Origin of the sequence: Streptomyces sp. LS1784 (genome assembly GCF_020103755.1) — a bacterium.
In the GTDB taxonomy this organism is placed as follows: Bacteria; Actinomycetota; Actinomycetes; order Streptomycetales; family Streptomycetaceae; genus Kitasatospora.
Map to the genome: position 1 here is coordinate 1 of NZ_JAHSQD010000046.1, position 13,791 is coordinate 13,791.

The following is a 13,791-nucleotide window of genomic DNA, read 5'->3' on the forward strand; positions in this document are numbered from 1 at the left end:
GTGTTGCCGCCGGGCGTACCCGGGGCCGGTCCGGTGGTGCCGGGCGCGTCGGGAGTGCCCGGGGTGGCGGGCGGGGTGCCCGGGGCGGTGGCGGTCGCGTCGGGGGTGCCCGGGGTGCTCGGCGCGGTGGCCGCAGGGGAGTTGCTCGGGGTGCCGTCGGCCGAGTCCTGGTCGTCCTCCGATCCCGAGCTGCTGCACGAGCTGACCAGCAGGGCGGTGGCGGTGGCGAGGGCCAGGGCGGCCGGAAGCAGCCGGTTGCGACGGTTCACGGTAGTCGGACTCCGGATCGGGTCAGGTCAGTTCAGCGGCGTTCAGGCCGTACGGCAGGGTGCGCCAGGGGTTCTCCCCGGCTCCCGGTACGGCGCAGCCGACGCCGGCTCGCCGGGCGGCGATCAGGGCGGCGGCGTCCTGGGCGTGCTCGACGGGGACGTCGTAGACCAGGTGGCAGAAGCGTGACGCCGCGTGCCGGCCGGTCCACAGCGGCAGCGTCATGGCGCGGTAGGCGTCCCAGTCGCCCTCGAAGGTGACCAGCAGGTCGGCCAGGCCGACCTCGGCGTAGCCCGGGTCCGGGTGCTCGCCGTGGCCGAACACCACCGTGCCGCAGCCGGCCGCGCGGGCGGCCGTGGCCAGCCGCCGGTAGTGCGGCAGAGCGCCCGGGTGGGTGGTCACCTGGTCGAGGTAGACGCCGGTGATGCCGTGTCTCTGGCGGTACGTCAGGATGTCCGCCACCACGGCCGCGTGTGGCCGGCGGCCGTAGTCGGTGTCGGTGTAGCCGACCAGCGGCAGGCCCGCGGCGCGCAGTTCGTCGGCCGCCTCGGCGAAGACGTGGTCCGGGACCTCGCCCGGTCCGTCCGCGAGGTTGAGCACGACGGCGGCGATCCGGGCGGGGTCGGCGGCGGCGACCGCCTGCCAGGCCGCCGGGTCCACCGCGGGGTGGACGTACAGCGGCACCAGCAGGCGGCCGTCGGGGGCGGGCCCGGTGATCATGCGACCACCGGGTCGGGCGTGGGCCCGGCGGTGCCGAGCCACAGGTCGCGCAGGGTGTCGGCGAGGTCCGTCTCCGGCCGCCAGCCGAGCTCCCGGGCGGCGGTCGCCACGTCGGCCTGCTGCCAGGAGACCGCGGCCGAGCGCTCGGAGCCCGCCCCGCTCTCGTCGATCCGGCCGGTGAAGCCGGCCGCGGCGACCAGCCCGTCGGCGATCGCCCGGACCTGCCGGGCGTGCCCGGAGGCCAGGTTGAGCACCCGGGGGAGCGGACGGTCGGCGGTGACGGCCAGGCCGACCGCCTTCGCCACGTCCCGGGCGTCGACGAAGTCGCGGTAGGCGGAGAGGTCGCCGACCGTGATCACGCCGTCGGCGCCCTCGGGCGTCACCCGGCGCAGCTCGGCGGCCAGCCGCCCGGGCAGCGAGCCCGCCGGGGCGCCGGGGCCGACCGGGTTGAACACCCGCAGCACCACGGCGTCCAGCGGCGAGCCGGCCACCGCGAGGGAGCCGGCCAGCTTGGTCGCGCCGTACACGCCGACGGGGCGGGCGTCGGCGTCCTCGGACAGCGACTCGCCCTCCGCGCAGACGCCGTACTCGCCGGCCGAACCGATGTGCACCAGGCGGGCCTTCGGGGCGCCGAGGGAGAGCGCCTCGCAGAGCACCGCCGGACCGCGGGCGTTCACCTCGGCGAGCTTGACCGCGCTGCCGGCCACCGCGCCGGCGAAGTTGACCACCGCGTCGGGGGCCAGCGCGGACAGTTCCTCGCCGAGCGGGCCGGCCTGGGCGGTGGCCAGGTCCAGCCGGAGGTCGTGGTCGGGCCGCCGGCCCGCGGTCAGCACGGTGGTACCGGGCAGTGACCGCAGGACGGCGGTGGCGTGACGGCCGAGGAAGCCGTCGCCGCCGAGGAGCAGGATTCTCACGCGGCCCGTCCGTCACTCTCGACGCCTGCGGCGGCGGGCTCGGCGGGCGCGTCGTCAGGGGCGGTGCGGGCGGCCGGGATCGGAAGCTCCGCGACGCCCGGCGTGACGTCGGGCGACTCGAAGGGCATCAGGGCCGGGCGGATGGTGGAGAACTCGGCGTTGGCCCGGTCGTAGTCGTCGGGCCGGCCGATGTCCAGCCAGTAGCCGCCGAACTCGTACGCGGAGGGCGGGGTCCCGGCGGCCAGCAGGTCCAGCACCAGCTCGTCGAAGCCCAGCGGCAGGCCGGGGGTGTACTTGGCGAGCGCCGAGCGGGAGACGCCGTACACGCCCATCGAGACGCGGTAGTCGATGCTGGGCTTCTCCTGGAAGCCGGTGATGGTGCCCTCGGCGGCGGTCAGCACGCCGAAGTCGATCTTGACCTGACGTGCGTAGGTGGCGATGGTCAGTGGTGCGCCGGACGCCTCGTGGTGCTTGAGCACCCCGGCGAAGTCCAGGTCGGTCAGGATGTCGCCGTTCATCACCAGGAAGTACTCGGGCAGGCGCTCCTGCATGGTGAGCAGCGGGCCCATGGTGCCGAGCGGGCTGTCCTCGACGGCGTAGCCGACCCGCAGGCCCCACTGGGAGCCGTTGCCGACGTAGGCGCGGATGATGTGGCCGAGGTGGCCGATGGCCAGGGTGACGCTCTGGAAGCCCGCGGCGGCGAGCTGGCGCATCACGATCTCCAGGATCGCGTGCTGGTCGCCGATCGGAACGAGCGGCTTGGGAAGCGCGGTGGTGTACGGGCGGAGACGGACGCCCTTACCGCCGGCCAGGATCACTGCGTGCATGGTGTTTCCCCCACGGAAAGGATGTGCAGGACACGAACCTTGGTTACCAGGACGAGCAAGATCGGTTACGGCGGGTCAGACGTTGTAGATGTCGGTCTTGTAGCGGGCCAGGTTGGCCGGGTCGCGGAAGAACTCGATGGTCTGCTCCAGGCCCTGCTCCAGGCTGAAGCCGGGCGCCCAGCCGGTGGCCTCGCGCAGCCGGGTCGCGTCCGCCACCAGGCGCATGACCTCGGAGTTGGTCGGACGGATGCGCTGCTCGTCCTCCTTCACCACCAGGTCCACGCCCATCAGCTTGCCGACCAGGGTGACCAGGTCGCCGACCGAGATCTCGCCGCCGGTGCCGGCGTTGAAGGTCCGGCCGACCACCGCCTCGGCGGGCGCGGTGCCCACCGTGCGGAAGGCGTTGGCGGTGTCCTTGACGAACATGAAGTCGCGGGTCGGGCGCAGGTCGCCGAGCGTGATCTCGGTCTGGCCGGCCGCGACCTGGGCGATCACGGTCGGGATGACGGCGCGCATCGACTGGCGCGGGCCGAAGGTGTTGAACGGGCGCAGGGTGACGACCGGGGTCTCGAAGCTGGCGTGGTAGCTGTCGGCCAGCCGGTCCCCGCCGGCCTTGGAGGCGGCGTACGGGGACTGGGTGTTGATCGGGTGGTCCTCGGTGATCGGTACGGTCTGCGCGGTGCCGTAGGTCTCGCTGGTGGAGGTGTGCACCAGTCGGGGGATCTCCAGGTGGCGCACCGCCTCCAGCACGTTCAGGGTGCCGGTGACGTTGGTGTCCACGTACGAGTGGGGGGCGCGGTAGGAGTACGGGATCGCGATCAGGGCAGCCAGGTGGTAGACCGCCTCGGTGCCCTTGACCAGGCCGTTGACCGAGCCCGGGTCCCGGACGTCGCCGAGGATGATCTCGACCGAGTCCAGCACCTCCTGGGACAGGGTCTCCAGCCAGCCGAAGGACGAGAACGAGTTGTACTGGACCATCGCGCGGACGTGGTGCCCGTCGGCGACCAGGGTCTCGACGAGGTGGGAGCCGATGAAGCCCTCGGCTCCGGTAACCGCGACGCTGCTCATACGGATTTCGCTTTCTCGATCTGCCGGGGCGGTCCGACGCTCTGCGGCGGCCGGCCGCCGTGGCCCGATGGGTGTCTCAGGTGGAGCGGGTACGACGGTGCACGCGAAAGGAGGCGTGCGTGATATTCGATGTGTCAGCGGTGCTGGGTGGTGCGGCCGAGCGCGGGCCCGGCGAGTGCGGTGAGGACGACGGCGGCCGTCCCGCAGCCGATCAGCTGCAGGACGATCGGGTCCGCACCTGCCAGCAGCCCGGCGCTCTCGGCGACCGCGGCGGCCAGACAGACGAGGGCGGTGCTCCAGCTGAACCCGAAGGCGTTCAGCAGCAGCGCCAGCCAGAGCGAGCCGCCGAGGAGCAGCATCGCGCCGAGCTGCGGCACGCCGAGCGCGGGGGCGCCGGGCCACAGCACGGTCGCGGCTGCGTCCAGCGCGGCCACGGTGGTGAGGTAGATGAACAGGCAGCCGAGCAGGATCGCGCCCGTGCGGCGGGAGAACTGGCCGCTGGTGTGGCTGGTGCGCAGCGCGGCCACCGCCAGCGCCCGGTAGCGGAAGAGCAGCCACTCGGCGAGGCCCAGGCTGAGCGTCAGCGCGATCATGGCCGGGCCGGTCGGGGTGGTCGACGTCTCCTGCGCGGGGTGGCCGCCGGTCTGCACGGCCTGGTGGATGGTCCCGCCGAGGCCGGCGATCAGCGTGAGCGCACCGCAGGCCAGGCCGAACAGCAGGTGCGGGACCTCCTGGCGGACCGGCAGCTTCAGCTCGACGGACTCGCGTTCGCCGCCGCGGATGCAGACCAGCAGCTCCCGGACGGCCAGTCCGACCGCCAGCACCAGCGAGGCGAGCAGCACGACCGTACGGACCAGCTGCGGGACGTCCACCGCCAGCACCACGCCGGCGCCGACCGAGGCCGGGGCCAGCGCCAGCAGCAGGAACTTCTCCCGCCCGAGCACCAGCAGCACGGTGGCCGCGCCCAGGTAGCAGGACTGCCCGGCGGCGAAGCACAGCGCGCCGAGCGGCCCGCCGACCACGTACGCGGCGGCAGTCGCGACCAGTGCGCCGGCCGGGGCGCCGACGGCCAGGCAGACCGCGGCCTCGCGGCGGCGCAGCCGGCCCAGCCAGCGGTAGGAGCGGTGCGCCAGCGCCTGGTTGAAGCCCCAGCTGACCAGCGTGGCGACGGACAGCGCGAGCATGCCCGAGGGCAGGCCGAAACGCATCCGGGTGGTCGCGAACAGGTTGGCGCCCAGCAGGTAGCCGAGCCCGGGCAGGGCGAAGACCAGGCCGCGCACCACGCAGCGCCAGGGGTCGGCCCGCCAGGGGTTGGCGAACTCGGAGCTCGGGCCGGGGTAGCGGCGCTCGACCTTCTCGAACAGCTCCTCGGCGACGGTGAACGCGTCGGGGCGGCCGTACAGCAGGGCGGCCTGCTCGTCCGAGAGGCCGTCGGACTCCAGGAAGGCCGCGATCTCGTACGGGTGGACGGCGTCGGCGCAGACGTCGCGCAGGCGCTCGGCGAGTTCGTCCAGCGGGTCCGCGGAGAGGTAGAGCGACTCCTCGGGCTCCGGCTCCGGCAGGGCGGGGCGACGGCGCTTCAGCGGCAGCGTGCGCAGCTGCACGGTGTGCTCGGGGCCGGCCTCGCCGGGCACCAGGCGCAGGGGGCCGCTCACGCGCCCACCTCGCTGCGCTCGGCGGCCGCTTCGCGGGACGCGCACCTCTTGATCGCTCTCCCCCAGCCTTCGGCCGGGGGGACCCCCATGCTGCGCTCGCTCACGCGCCCACCTCGCTCGGCTCGGGTCGGGCGGTGGCCAGCTGCTGGTCCCAGTCGGGGCTGGGCACCTGGTCGGTGACGGCGACCATGCCGCCGGGCATCCAGCGGGCGGTGCCCAGGAGTTCGGTGTAGATGCCGCGGAAGCCGTCGATGTTCTGGCGGAGGGTGAACTGCTCGATCACCCGCAGCCGGGCGCCCTCGCCGAGCCGGGCGCGCCGTTCGGCGTCGCGCAGCAGCTCGATCGCGGCGGCCGCCATCGGCTCGGGCTCGCGCGGCGGGACGACCAGTCCGGTGTCGCCGACGGCCTCGCGCACCCCGCCGACGTCGGTGGAGACGGTCGCGCGGCCGCAGGACATCGCCTCGATCAGGGTGAACGGGAAGCCCTCGCTGATGCTGGAGAGCATGACCACGTTGCCCGCCGCGTACGCGTCGGTGATGTCGGCGACGCGGCCTTCGAAGGCCACCGACTCGGCTATGCCGAGCTCGGCGGCCAGGGCTATGCAGCGGTCCCGGTACGCCTCGCCGCCCTTGGGAGTGCCGCCGAAGAGCCGCAGCCGCGCCTCGGGGATCTCGCGCTGGACGATGGCGAAGGCCCGGATCAGCGTCTCCAGGTCCTTGATTGGGTCGACCCGGCCGGCCCAGCTGAGGGTCGGCGTCTCGGGCTCGGGGCCGGCCGGCGGGAAGGCCGCCGGGTCCACCCCGTTGTAGACGGTGCGGATGTGCGAGGACGGCGTGCCGCCGCGCTCCTCCCAGCGCCGGTTGTACCGGTTGCCGGGGGTGACCAGCGCGGCCTGCCGGTAGCTCTCCTCGGCGAGCATCCGGTAGAAGCCGAGCAGCAGCGCCTTGACCGGCCAGCGGTACGGGCCGGTGCGGTAGCCGAGGTAGCGCTCGCGCAGGTAGATGCCGTGCTCGGTGAGCAGAAACGGTACGCCGTACTGCTGGGCGGCGATCAGCCCCGGCAGGGTGGCGAGCCCGCCGCTGGCCGCGTGCGCGACGCCGTCCTTGGGCGGTTCGACCGAGAGCGGCCGCAGGGCGTGCTCCAGCAGGTCGGTGGCGTTCAGGGCGTCGTGCATGGTGGGCCGGGAGACGGCGGTCGGCAGGTAGTCGCGGGTCCACACGTGCTGGAGGGTGCGCAGCGCGCGCTCGCTGCGCAGCGCCGGGCTGAGCAGCCCGTGCCGGGCGAGGTCGGCGAAGTTGTACAGCTCGGTGCCGAAGTGGGTGGTGTAGACCGGATCGAGGATGGAGTGCAGGAAGCGCTCGTACGCGTTGAGGAAGCGCCGCATCTCCTTGCCGCGGGGTGGCCGGCCTTCCGAGGCCGCCCCCCACAGCGGTGCGGTGGTGACCGACCGCACGTTGGCGGGCAGCTCCCAGGCCAGTGGTTCGTGGCCGGTTCCGGTGACGGCGATGACGTCGAACTCGACGTCGGGCATGCCTTGAACGAGCTGGTCGCACCAGACGCTCACGCCGCCGTGCTGGTGCGGATACGTCCCCTCGGTGAGCAGGGTGACGCGCATTCCTGTCCCCCCTCCTGTTCTTGCGTCGGTTCCGGCCTGGATGACCGGAACGGGAGCCGTGGTGGGGCCGGGCCGGGCGACCGGCCCGACCCCGTCAGCGGGTGGTACCGGTTACCGGTTGCCGGAGCGTCCGGTGGTGCTGTCCGGCGCGGCCGTCCCCCCAGAGGCCTTGCCGTTCTTCGTCGCAGCCTTGTCGCCGTGGCCGTTTCCGCCCTGACCGATGTTGCCAGCGGTGAGGTCCTTGCCGGGCACCGGGGTTCCGCTACCCGGGACCAGGGACGGAGCGGGCTTGCGCGTGGTGTCGCTCGGGCCCACCGGAACCGGGGTGGCGACGCCCTGCGGCACGACCTTCTTGTCCGCCGGCACCGGGGCCGGGACGGACTTGGCCGCGACGCTCGGCGCGACGGCGGCCGGGGCGGTCGGCGCGGACGGCAGCTGCAGGGTGATGCTGCTCTGCAGTGCGCCCGGGGACACCCAACCCGAGAGGCTACCGGCGTAGGGCGAACCGAACCCGGTCGTTCCGATGGCCAGCTTCTGAGCAGTTCCGGTCGGCATGGTGGCCTGGACCTGAACGCCGGACGGAGCGTTCACCGTGATGGTGTTGCCGACCCGGTAGGCGGTGACCCGGCCGGAGGCGAGCGCCGTGTTCCAGGCCGCGCGGCGCTGGAACTCCAGGCCGATCTCGCGCTGGCTCAGGTTCACGATCGGGGCGTTGTCCGCGTGCAGCGAGCGGTAGGTGCCGAGGATCTTCTCCAGCACCGGGTACAGGATGCGGTCCTCGGACAGGTTCGACTGGTGCACGAAGTGCGGCCGGGGGTCGTTGTTCAGCACGTGGCCGAGGTCGATCCGCGCCTCCAGCGGCACGATGTACGACTGGTAGCCGGTGTTGACGTCCAGCGGCTGCGGCAGGCAGGTCGAGTTGGCGTTGTTCTCGCAGACGCCGCTGCCGCCGTTGGCCGTGCTGGTGTAGATCCAGTTGTACTCGTCGGTCTCCTCCTTCGCCGTGCCGGCGTTGTAGAAGACGTTCATCGGGTACCGCGGCACGGTCAGCGTGGACGAGCCGACGGCCCGCTGGCCGGGCTCGCGGGAGGCGTCGCTGGCGGTGAACCTGATGCCGTGGGCGGCCAGCGCCGGCGCCAGGTTCGGGTTGTCGCTGGTCTCCTGCGGGGCGGTCAGCAGCCCGGAGTGCTCGCCGGTGACCAGGGTCTGGGGGTCGAACTGGAGGCCGTTCGCGGTGGCCCAGTCGGCGTTGTTCTTGATCTGGCCGGAGATGGTGTTCTGGTCGACCCAGACCGTCTTGCCCGTGGCGTCCTTGGAGCAGCGCCACGGCACCACCGAGACGTCCTGGACGCAGCCCAGGTACGGGTGGGTGTAGGTGTGGTTGACCCACCGGTAGCTGCTCTGGTCGGCGATCATCTGGTTCGCCGTGGCGTCCACGGTGGTCTCGTGGTCGGCCTTCCAGTCCTCGCTGCCGCCACCGTTGAACACCATGTCCAGGGTGAAGTTGTTGGCCGTCTGCCACTGCTTGAGGTGCTGGGCGTCGGCCTGGGTCATCCGGATCGGGGTGGCGGTGTCCGGGGTGCCGGGCGGACAGGTGACGTCACCGGGGGTGCACTTGAGCACGGTGTCCCAGCGGTCGTCGGCCAGGAAGACGTCGTCCACGTGGGTGGCGAAGTAGTTGCGGTCGTAGCCGAGGTGGACGCCCTGGGTGATCCAGTCGACCATGCCGCGGGCCAGCAGGCGGTACTGCTGCTGGTACTGGTTGTAGACGAACGTGACGACCAGTTCCTTGCGGCCGTCGTGGGTGTACTCGCCGACCAGTGAACCGCGCGCGGTCGCGTTGGGTATCGGCGCGTCGACCAGCGGGACGAACGAGGCGCCGGCCGGCAGGCCGGCGAGCGGAGTGGCGAGGTAGCCGTAGCTCTCGCTGACGTTCGGGTCGTTGTCCTCGAACGGGACGCTGCCCTTGAGGTACCCGAACGGGCCCGAAGTTCCGGCCGTCGTGGTGGCGCCCTGGAATCCGTCCAACGTGCCCACGAATCCGGGATTCTGAGCGTAGTTCAGGCCGACCGCCGGACTGGCCCACGTGTACGCGTCGATCTGGCGGACGTTGAATGCGGCTTCGTAGCCCGCGATCGCGGTCATCTCGGCGGCACTGTTGGGGAAGGGGTTTTCGTTGGGCAGCACGATGCCCTGGAACTTCCCCCGGGGCTGGCCGTTCACCGTGTCACTCAGGAAAGCGGAGTTGATGACGGGACGGTTGGGGTCATTGAGGCTGATGACCTTGTAGGGCGTGCCCTGGCTCTTCAGCTCGGCGGTGATGGCCGCGACGGACGGGCCGCCGTCGTCGACGACCAGGATGGTGAGGTCGATCCTGGGCGGCGCGGTGTCGCCGTGGGCCAGGGTGGTCTGCAAGCCGCTGGCCAGCAGGACTGCCGCCGCGCACGCGGCGACTCTTCGGGTCGCTCGACCCATGGTGATCCTCCCCTTGGGGCGGGCGGCGCTGCTCGGCGCTCGTCTGCCCGTGTAGCTGTTCGCGGGCAGCAGGCTGCCCGGGCCCATCCTGGTCGAGGGACGGCGGTGCGAGGGACCAATTGGGCGAGAGTGCAGCGAACCTGTTACCAACGTTCATGGCGATGCCATGAAGGCGCTGATTGTGACCGGAACCGCACCGGCGGCGCAAATAGTGAATTGAAAATGAAAAACCGGAAGCTGAGCGCTACACGTGGTTACCGACGGTGTGGCTCGGTGGGGCGGGTGGGAGACCTACACTGTCGTTGTTACGCATGACACTCTTGCACATCCCTCCGCCCCGTTGGGCAGGTTCATGCAATATCGGGCACCGCTGTGCCATGTGACAGTCCGAATATGCAATGGAGGCGCTCGCGTGGTCGATCAGCATACCGGGGCCGGGGGATTCCGGGGCGTGCGGAATGCGTCACCGGAGCCGGACGGAACGCCGCTGGTCGGACGCAGTCTCGGTTTGCGGGGTGCGCTGAATGCCCGGGATCTGGGCGGGTACCGGGCGGCCGACGGGCGGATTCTCCGGTGCGGGGTGGTACTGCGCAGCGATGGCCTGAACCATGTCACCGTCGAGGACCTCGGCCCGCTCGGCGCGCTCGGCCTGCGCAGCGTGGTGGACCTGCGGAGCATGGACGAGGTCCGCCAAGCCGGTCTGGACCGCCTGCCCGGTGGCGTGACGCTCCATCATCTTCCACTGCTGGCCGCTGACTTCGACATCTTCCTGCTGATCCGCGAGGCACTGGCCGATCACAGCCCGCAGCGCCAGCGGGCGCTGCTCGGCGACGGCCGGGCGGCCGCCCTGATGACCGGCCTCTACCGCTGGTTCGTCACGGATCCGGTGGCGCGCGAGCGCTTCGCGGCCCTGCTGCGCCTGCTGGCCGCCCCGGAGGGGCCGCCGCTGCTGTTCCACTGCTCGGCGGGCAAGGACCGCACCGGTTGGGCCGCCGCACTCCTGCTGACCGCCCTCGGGGTGGACCGCGGGACCGTCCTGGCCGACTACCTGCTCACCAACGAGCGTTCCGCCCCGGTGGTGCGGCGGGTGCTGGACGACTTCGGCACCCGCGGCCTGATGCGCGAGCCCGACCTGCTCCTGCCGGTCCTCCGGGCCGACGACGGCTACCTGGGCGCGGCCTTCGCGGAGGTCGAGGCCGGCTGGGGCGGCTTCGACGCGTACTGGCGGGACGGGCTCGGGCTGGACGACGAGGTGCTGGCCGGGCTGCGGGCCAACCTGCTGGACGGCCCGGGCGCCGAGCGGAGCGGCCCGGCCCCGGGCGGCCGGCTCAGCCCTCGTTGATCAGTCCTTCGCGCAGCTGGGTCAGCGTCCGGGTGAGCAGCCGGGAGACGTGCATCTGGGAGATCCCGATCTCCTCGCCGATCTGCGACTGGGTGAGGTTGCCGAAGAACCGCAGCATGATGATCCGGCGCTCGCGCGGCGGCAGCTTGGCCAGCAGCGGCTTGAGCGACTCCCGGTACTCCACGCCCTCCAGCGCGAGGTCCTCGTAGCCGAGCCGGTCGGCCAGCGGTCCGTCGCTGTCCTCCTCGCCGGCGCCGGAGTCGAGCGAGCTGGCGGTGTACGCGTTGCCGACCGCGAGGCCCTCGACCACGTCCTCCTCGCTGACTCCCAGGCAGGCCGCCAGCTCGGCGACGGTGGGGGAGCGGTCCAGTCGCTGGGAGAGCTCGTCGCCGGCCTTGGTGAGCGCCAGCCGCAGCTCCTGGAGCCGCCGCGGCACCCGCACCGACCAGCTGGTGTCCCGGAAGAAGCGCTTGATCTCGCCGACCACGGTGGGCATCGCGAAGGTCGGGAACTCCACCCCGCGCTCCGGGTCGAACCGGTCGATCGCCTTGATCAGGCCGATGGTGCCGACCTGGACGATGTCCTCCATCGGCTCGTTGCGGCTGCGGAAGCGCGCCGAGGCGTACCGGACCAGCGGCAGGTTGAGCTCGATCAGGGTGTCGCGGACGTAGGTGTGTTCGGCGCTGCCGGGGTCCAGCGAGGCCAGCCGCAGGAACAGCGAGCGGGAGAGCGTCCGGGTGTCCAGCCCGGAGCCGGTCGGCGTCTCGGATCCCGCGTCGGGGCCGGGCGGCCGGACCGGTTCGACCCGCTGCCGCGGGACCAGGTCCTCCACGACGGCCGTGCCGTTGGCCTGTCCAGCGTGGATCTCCGCAGTGCCCAGCTCTCCGGACATGCACCCACCCCCTTGTGACTGTCGGTTGAACGGGGGCCGTCGCGCGGAGGTTCCCGACGAGGGCCTTCCCCCTCCATACCGGAACACGGTCCACGGCAAACCCGAACGTCGCAAGATGTCACACCGGGGTAACTCGCTGCAATCTCACTCTTCCCAGGAGTTGCCGGTCCGAAGCCTGGTCAGGATCCGTGAGAGCAGCCGGGACACGTGCATCTGGGACATCCCCAGCTCGGTGCTGATCTGGGACTGGGTCAGATTGGCGAAGAACCGCAGCATCACGATCCGTCGCTCCCGCTCGGGGAGCTGGACCAGCAGGTGGCGGACCATGTCCCGGTGCTCGACCTCGGCCAGCGCGGAGTCCTCGTAGCCGAGCCGGTCGAGCAGGGCGAGCCCGCCCTCGTGCTCCTGCGCGGCCTCCAGGGAGGCCGCGTTGTAGGCCCGTCCGGCATCCAGGCAGGCCCGCACGTCCTCCTCGGGGATCCGCAGGCTGGCGGCGATCTCGGGCACCTTGGGCGCCCGTCCGTGCAGCACCGTCAGCTCCTCCATGGCGCCGCTGACCTGGACCCACAGCTCCTGGAGCCGGCGCGGGACGTGCATGGTGCGGACGTTGTCGCGGAAGTAGCGCTTGATCTCGCCCAGGATCGTCGGCAGCGCGTAGGTGGGGAACTGGACGCCGCGGCCGGGGTCGAAGCGGTCGATCGCGTTGATCAGGCCGATGGTGCCGACCTGGACGACATCCTCCATCGGCTCGCTGCGGCTGCGGAAGCGGGTGGCCGCGTAGCGGACCAACGGGATGTTCACCTCGATCAGGGCGGCCCGGACCCGTTCCCGCTCGGGGGCGTCCGGGGGCAGCTCGGCGAGCCGCTCGAACAGCACCCGGGTCAGCGTCCGGACGTCCACGACGGGGCGGCCGCCGGGGCCGCGCAGCCGTTCCGGGCGGAGCTCGCCGGCCGGGCTGGTGATCGCAGCGAGCACCTCGTCCACGGACACCTCACCCCTCCCAAAGTCGTCAACGGCGGGCCCTGCGGAGCGGGTGTCGCGGCTGGTTCACCACCTCGCCATGTCCGGCAAAACCGGTCATAGCATCACAAGGTGGGCACAGGTCGGGCAAGCACCCGGCGGAGGTGTGTTGGTGGGCTGTTCGACCTTTCCCGGGCCGGCCTGCGAAGCGTGGCAAGGATCGTTCCGGAACGGAGCAAGGCGCCCCGCCCGGAGGTCGGACGGGGCGCCGCGGTCCGTCCGGGGGAAGAGCCCGGGACGGGCTTCGGACGGGCCCGGGTCGGACGGGTGCTCAGACCTCGATGTCGGCGATCACCCAGGTGGCGAACTCGCGCCAGAGGCCGGCCGCGGCCTGGTGGTCCGGGTGGGTCAGGTAGGCCTGGAGGGCGTCCCGGTCCTCGACCAGGCTGTTGATCGCGTAGTCGTAGGCGATGTCGCGCTCGGTGGTGTTCCAGCCGCACTCCCACTCGCGCAGCTCGGGGATCACCGAGCCGAGCGCCTCGAAGGCCTTGGCGCCGGCGAGCACGCGCTCTTCGTCCTTGCTGACGCCTTCGTTGAGCTTGAACAGGACCAGGTGCCGGATCACGATTGCCGCTCCTCGCGGACGGGGACAGAGGGTCCCGCTCACCGTAGCCGGTGCGCGGGGCCCGGCCGTGGACCGCCCGTCACTTGATCAGACCGGTCATGAAGGTGCCGACCGCCTTGGCCGCGTTCGAGATCCCCTCGAACCCGAGCTGGACCAGCTGGGCGGACCGGGAGGGCGAGGTGATGATCGAGTAGAGCACGAAGACGAGCAGGAGGACCATGCCGATCTTCTTCGCCTGCGCCATCGGGTGACCTTCCTCCCAGCTGTGGGCCGCCGTCATCCGGTCCCCGAGCGGCCTGCAGGGGGCAGCTTATCCACCCGGACGGGCTATCAAGTGTGCGACGCGTTCGGCCGGCGGGACGAAGGTCCTCGCGAGGGGGGCCTTTCTCCGGGTGCCCGGTCGCGCGCCGGGCGGCAGGATGGATGACGTA

The 13,791-nt window shown here is 72.0% G+C and carries 11 protein-coding genes and 2 pseudogenes; 1 reads left to right on the forward strand and 12 read right to left on the reverse strand.

Features of this window, described 5'->3' with window-relative positions; genetic code table 11:
- The 8 genes and pseudogenes from KS423_RS08650 to KS423_RS08685 all read right to left on the reverse strand — a co-directional run.
- Positions 1-269: pseudogene (locus tag KS423_RS08650) on the reverse strand (hypothetical protein); the annotation flags it as partial.
- Positions 270-291: 22 nt separating this feature from the next.
- Positions 292-987 (reverse strand): spherulation-specific family 4 protein, encoded by a 696-nt coding sequence (locus KS423_RS08655; RefSeq protein WP_224276837.1) that lies wholly within the window; start codon positions 985-987, stop codon positions 292-294.
- Positions 984-1,901 carry an NAD(P)-dependent oxidoreductase gene (locus tag KS423_RS08660; RefSeq protein WP_224276839.1) on the reverse strand — a complete coding sequence of 306 codons (918 nt, stop codon included), beginning with the start codon at positions 1,899-1,901 and terminating at the stop codon, positions 984-986. The genes KS423_RS08655 and KS423_RS08660 overlap by 4 nt, the downstream gene beginning before the upstream one ends.
- Before the next feature lie 125 nt (positions 1,902-2,026).
- A pseudogene (locus KS423_RS08665) lies at positions 2,027-2,728 on the reverse strand (NDP-sugar synthase); the annotation flags it as partial.
- Positions 2,729-2,803: 75 nt separating this feature from the next.
- Entirely contained in the window at positions 2,804-3,796 is a 993-nt protein-coding gene (locus KS423_RS08670; protein ID WP_224276840.1) for an SDR family NAD(P)-dependent oxidoreductase, read from the reverse strand.
- 134 nt (positions 3,797-3,930) lie between these two features.
- Positions 3,931-5,451: a hypothetical protein gene (locus KS423_RS08675; protein WP_224276842.1), complete on the reverse strand. Its 1,521-nt coding sequence runs from the start codon at positions 5,449-5,451 to the stop codon at positions 3,931-3,933.
- A 100-nt stretch (positions 5,452-5,551) separates the two neighbouring features.
- A complete protein-coding gene (gene pelF, locus KS423_RS08680) occupies positions 5,552-7,066 on the reverse strand; it encodes a GT4 family glycosyltransferase PelF (RefSeq protein WP_224276844.1) in 1,515 nt (504 codons plus the stop codon).
- Between the two features lie 111 nt (positions 7,067-7,177).
- Positions 7,178-9,541 carry a hypothetical protein gene (locus tag KS423_RS08685; protein WP_224276846.1) on the reverse strand — a complete coding sequence of 788 codons (2,364 nt, stop codon included), beginning with the start codon at positions 9,539-9,541 and terminating at the stop codon, positions 7,178-7,180.
- Between the two features lie 352 nt (positions 9,542-9,893).
- Here KS423_RS08685 and KS423_RS08690 point away from each other — a divergent pair, with 352 nt between their 5' ends.
- Entirely contained in the window at positions 9,894-10,883 is a 990-nt protein-coding gene (locus tag KS423_RS08690; protein WP_224276848.1) for a tyrosine-protein phosphatase, read from the forward strand.
- Here KS423_RS08690 and KS423_RS08695 read toward each other — a convergent pair.
- The 4 genes from KS423_RS08695 to KS423_RS08710 form a co-directional block, all read right to left on the reverse strand.
- Positions 10,870-11,775 carry an RNA polymerase sigma factor SigF gene (locus KS423_RS08695; RefSeq protein WP_224276850.1) on the reverse strand — a complete coding sequence of 302 codons (906 nt, stop codon included), beginning with the start codon at positions 11,773-11,775 and terminating at the stop codon, positions 10,870-10,872. The genes KS423_RS08690 and KS423_RS08695 overlap by 14 nt on opposite strands.
- Positions 11,776-11,919: 144 nt before the next feature.
- Entirely contained in the window at positions 11,920-12,759 is an 840-nt protein-coding gene (locus KS423_RS08700; RefSeq protein WP_374119922.1) for an RNA polymerase sigma factor SigF, read from the reverse strand.
- Positions 12,760-13,066: 307 nt separating this feature from the next.
- Positions 13,067-13,360, reverse strand: a complete 294-nt coding sequence (locus KS423_RS08705) for a Dabb family protein (protein ID WP_224276852.1) — start codon at positions 13,358-13,360, stop codon at positions 13,067-13,069.
- Positions 13,361-13,439: 79 nt separating this feature from the next.
- Positions 13,440-13,604: a hypothetical protein gene (locus tag KS423_RS08710; protein WP_224276854.1), complete on the reverse strand. Its 165-nt coding sequence runs from the start codon at positions 13,602-13,604 to the stop codon at positions 13,440-13,442.
- Between the last annotated feature and the right edge of the window lie 187 nt (positions 13,605-13,791).

Bases quoted from the DNA above. Each gene is read 5' to 3' on its own strand.
- KS423_RS08655 (WP_224276837.1), bottom strand. From the start codon at position 987: ATGATCACCGGGCCCGCCCCCGACGGCCGCCTGCTGGTGCCGCTGTAC.
- KS423_RS08670 (WP_224276840.1), bottom strand. From the start codon at position 3,796: ATGAGCAGCGTCGCGGTTACCGGAGCCGAGGGCTTCATCGGCTCCCAC.
- pelF (WP_224276844.1), bottom strand. From the start codon at position 7,066: ATGCGCGTCACCCTGCTCACCGAGGGGACGTATCCGCACCAGCACGGC.
- KS423_RS08685 (WP_224276846.1), bottom strand. From the start codon at position 9,541: ATGGGTCGAGCGACCCGAAGAGTCGCCGCGTGCGCGGCGGCAGTCCTG.
- KS423_RS08690 (WP_224276848.1), top strand. From the start codon at position 9,894: ATGCAATATCGGGCACCGCTGTGCCATGTGACAGTCCGAATATGCAAT.
- KS423_RS08695 (WP_224276850.1), bottom strand. From the start codon at position 11,775: ATGTCCGGAGAGCTGGGCACTGCGGAGATCCACGCTGGACAGGCCAAC.
- KS423_RS08710 (WP_224276854.1), bottom strand. From the start codon at position 13,604: ATGGCGCAGGCGAAGAAGATCGGCATGGTCCTCCTGCTCGTCTTCGTG.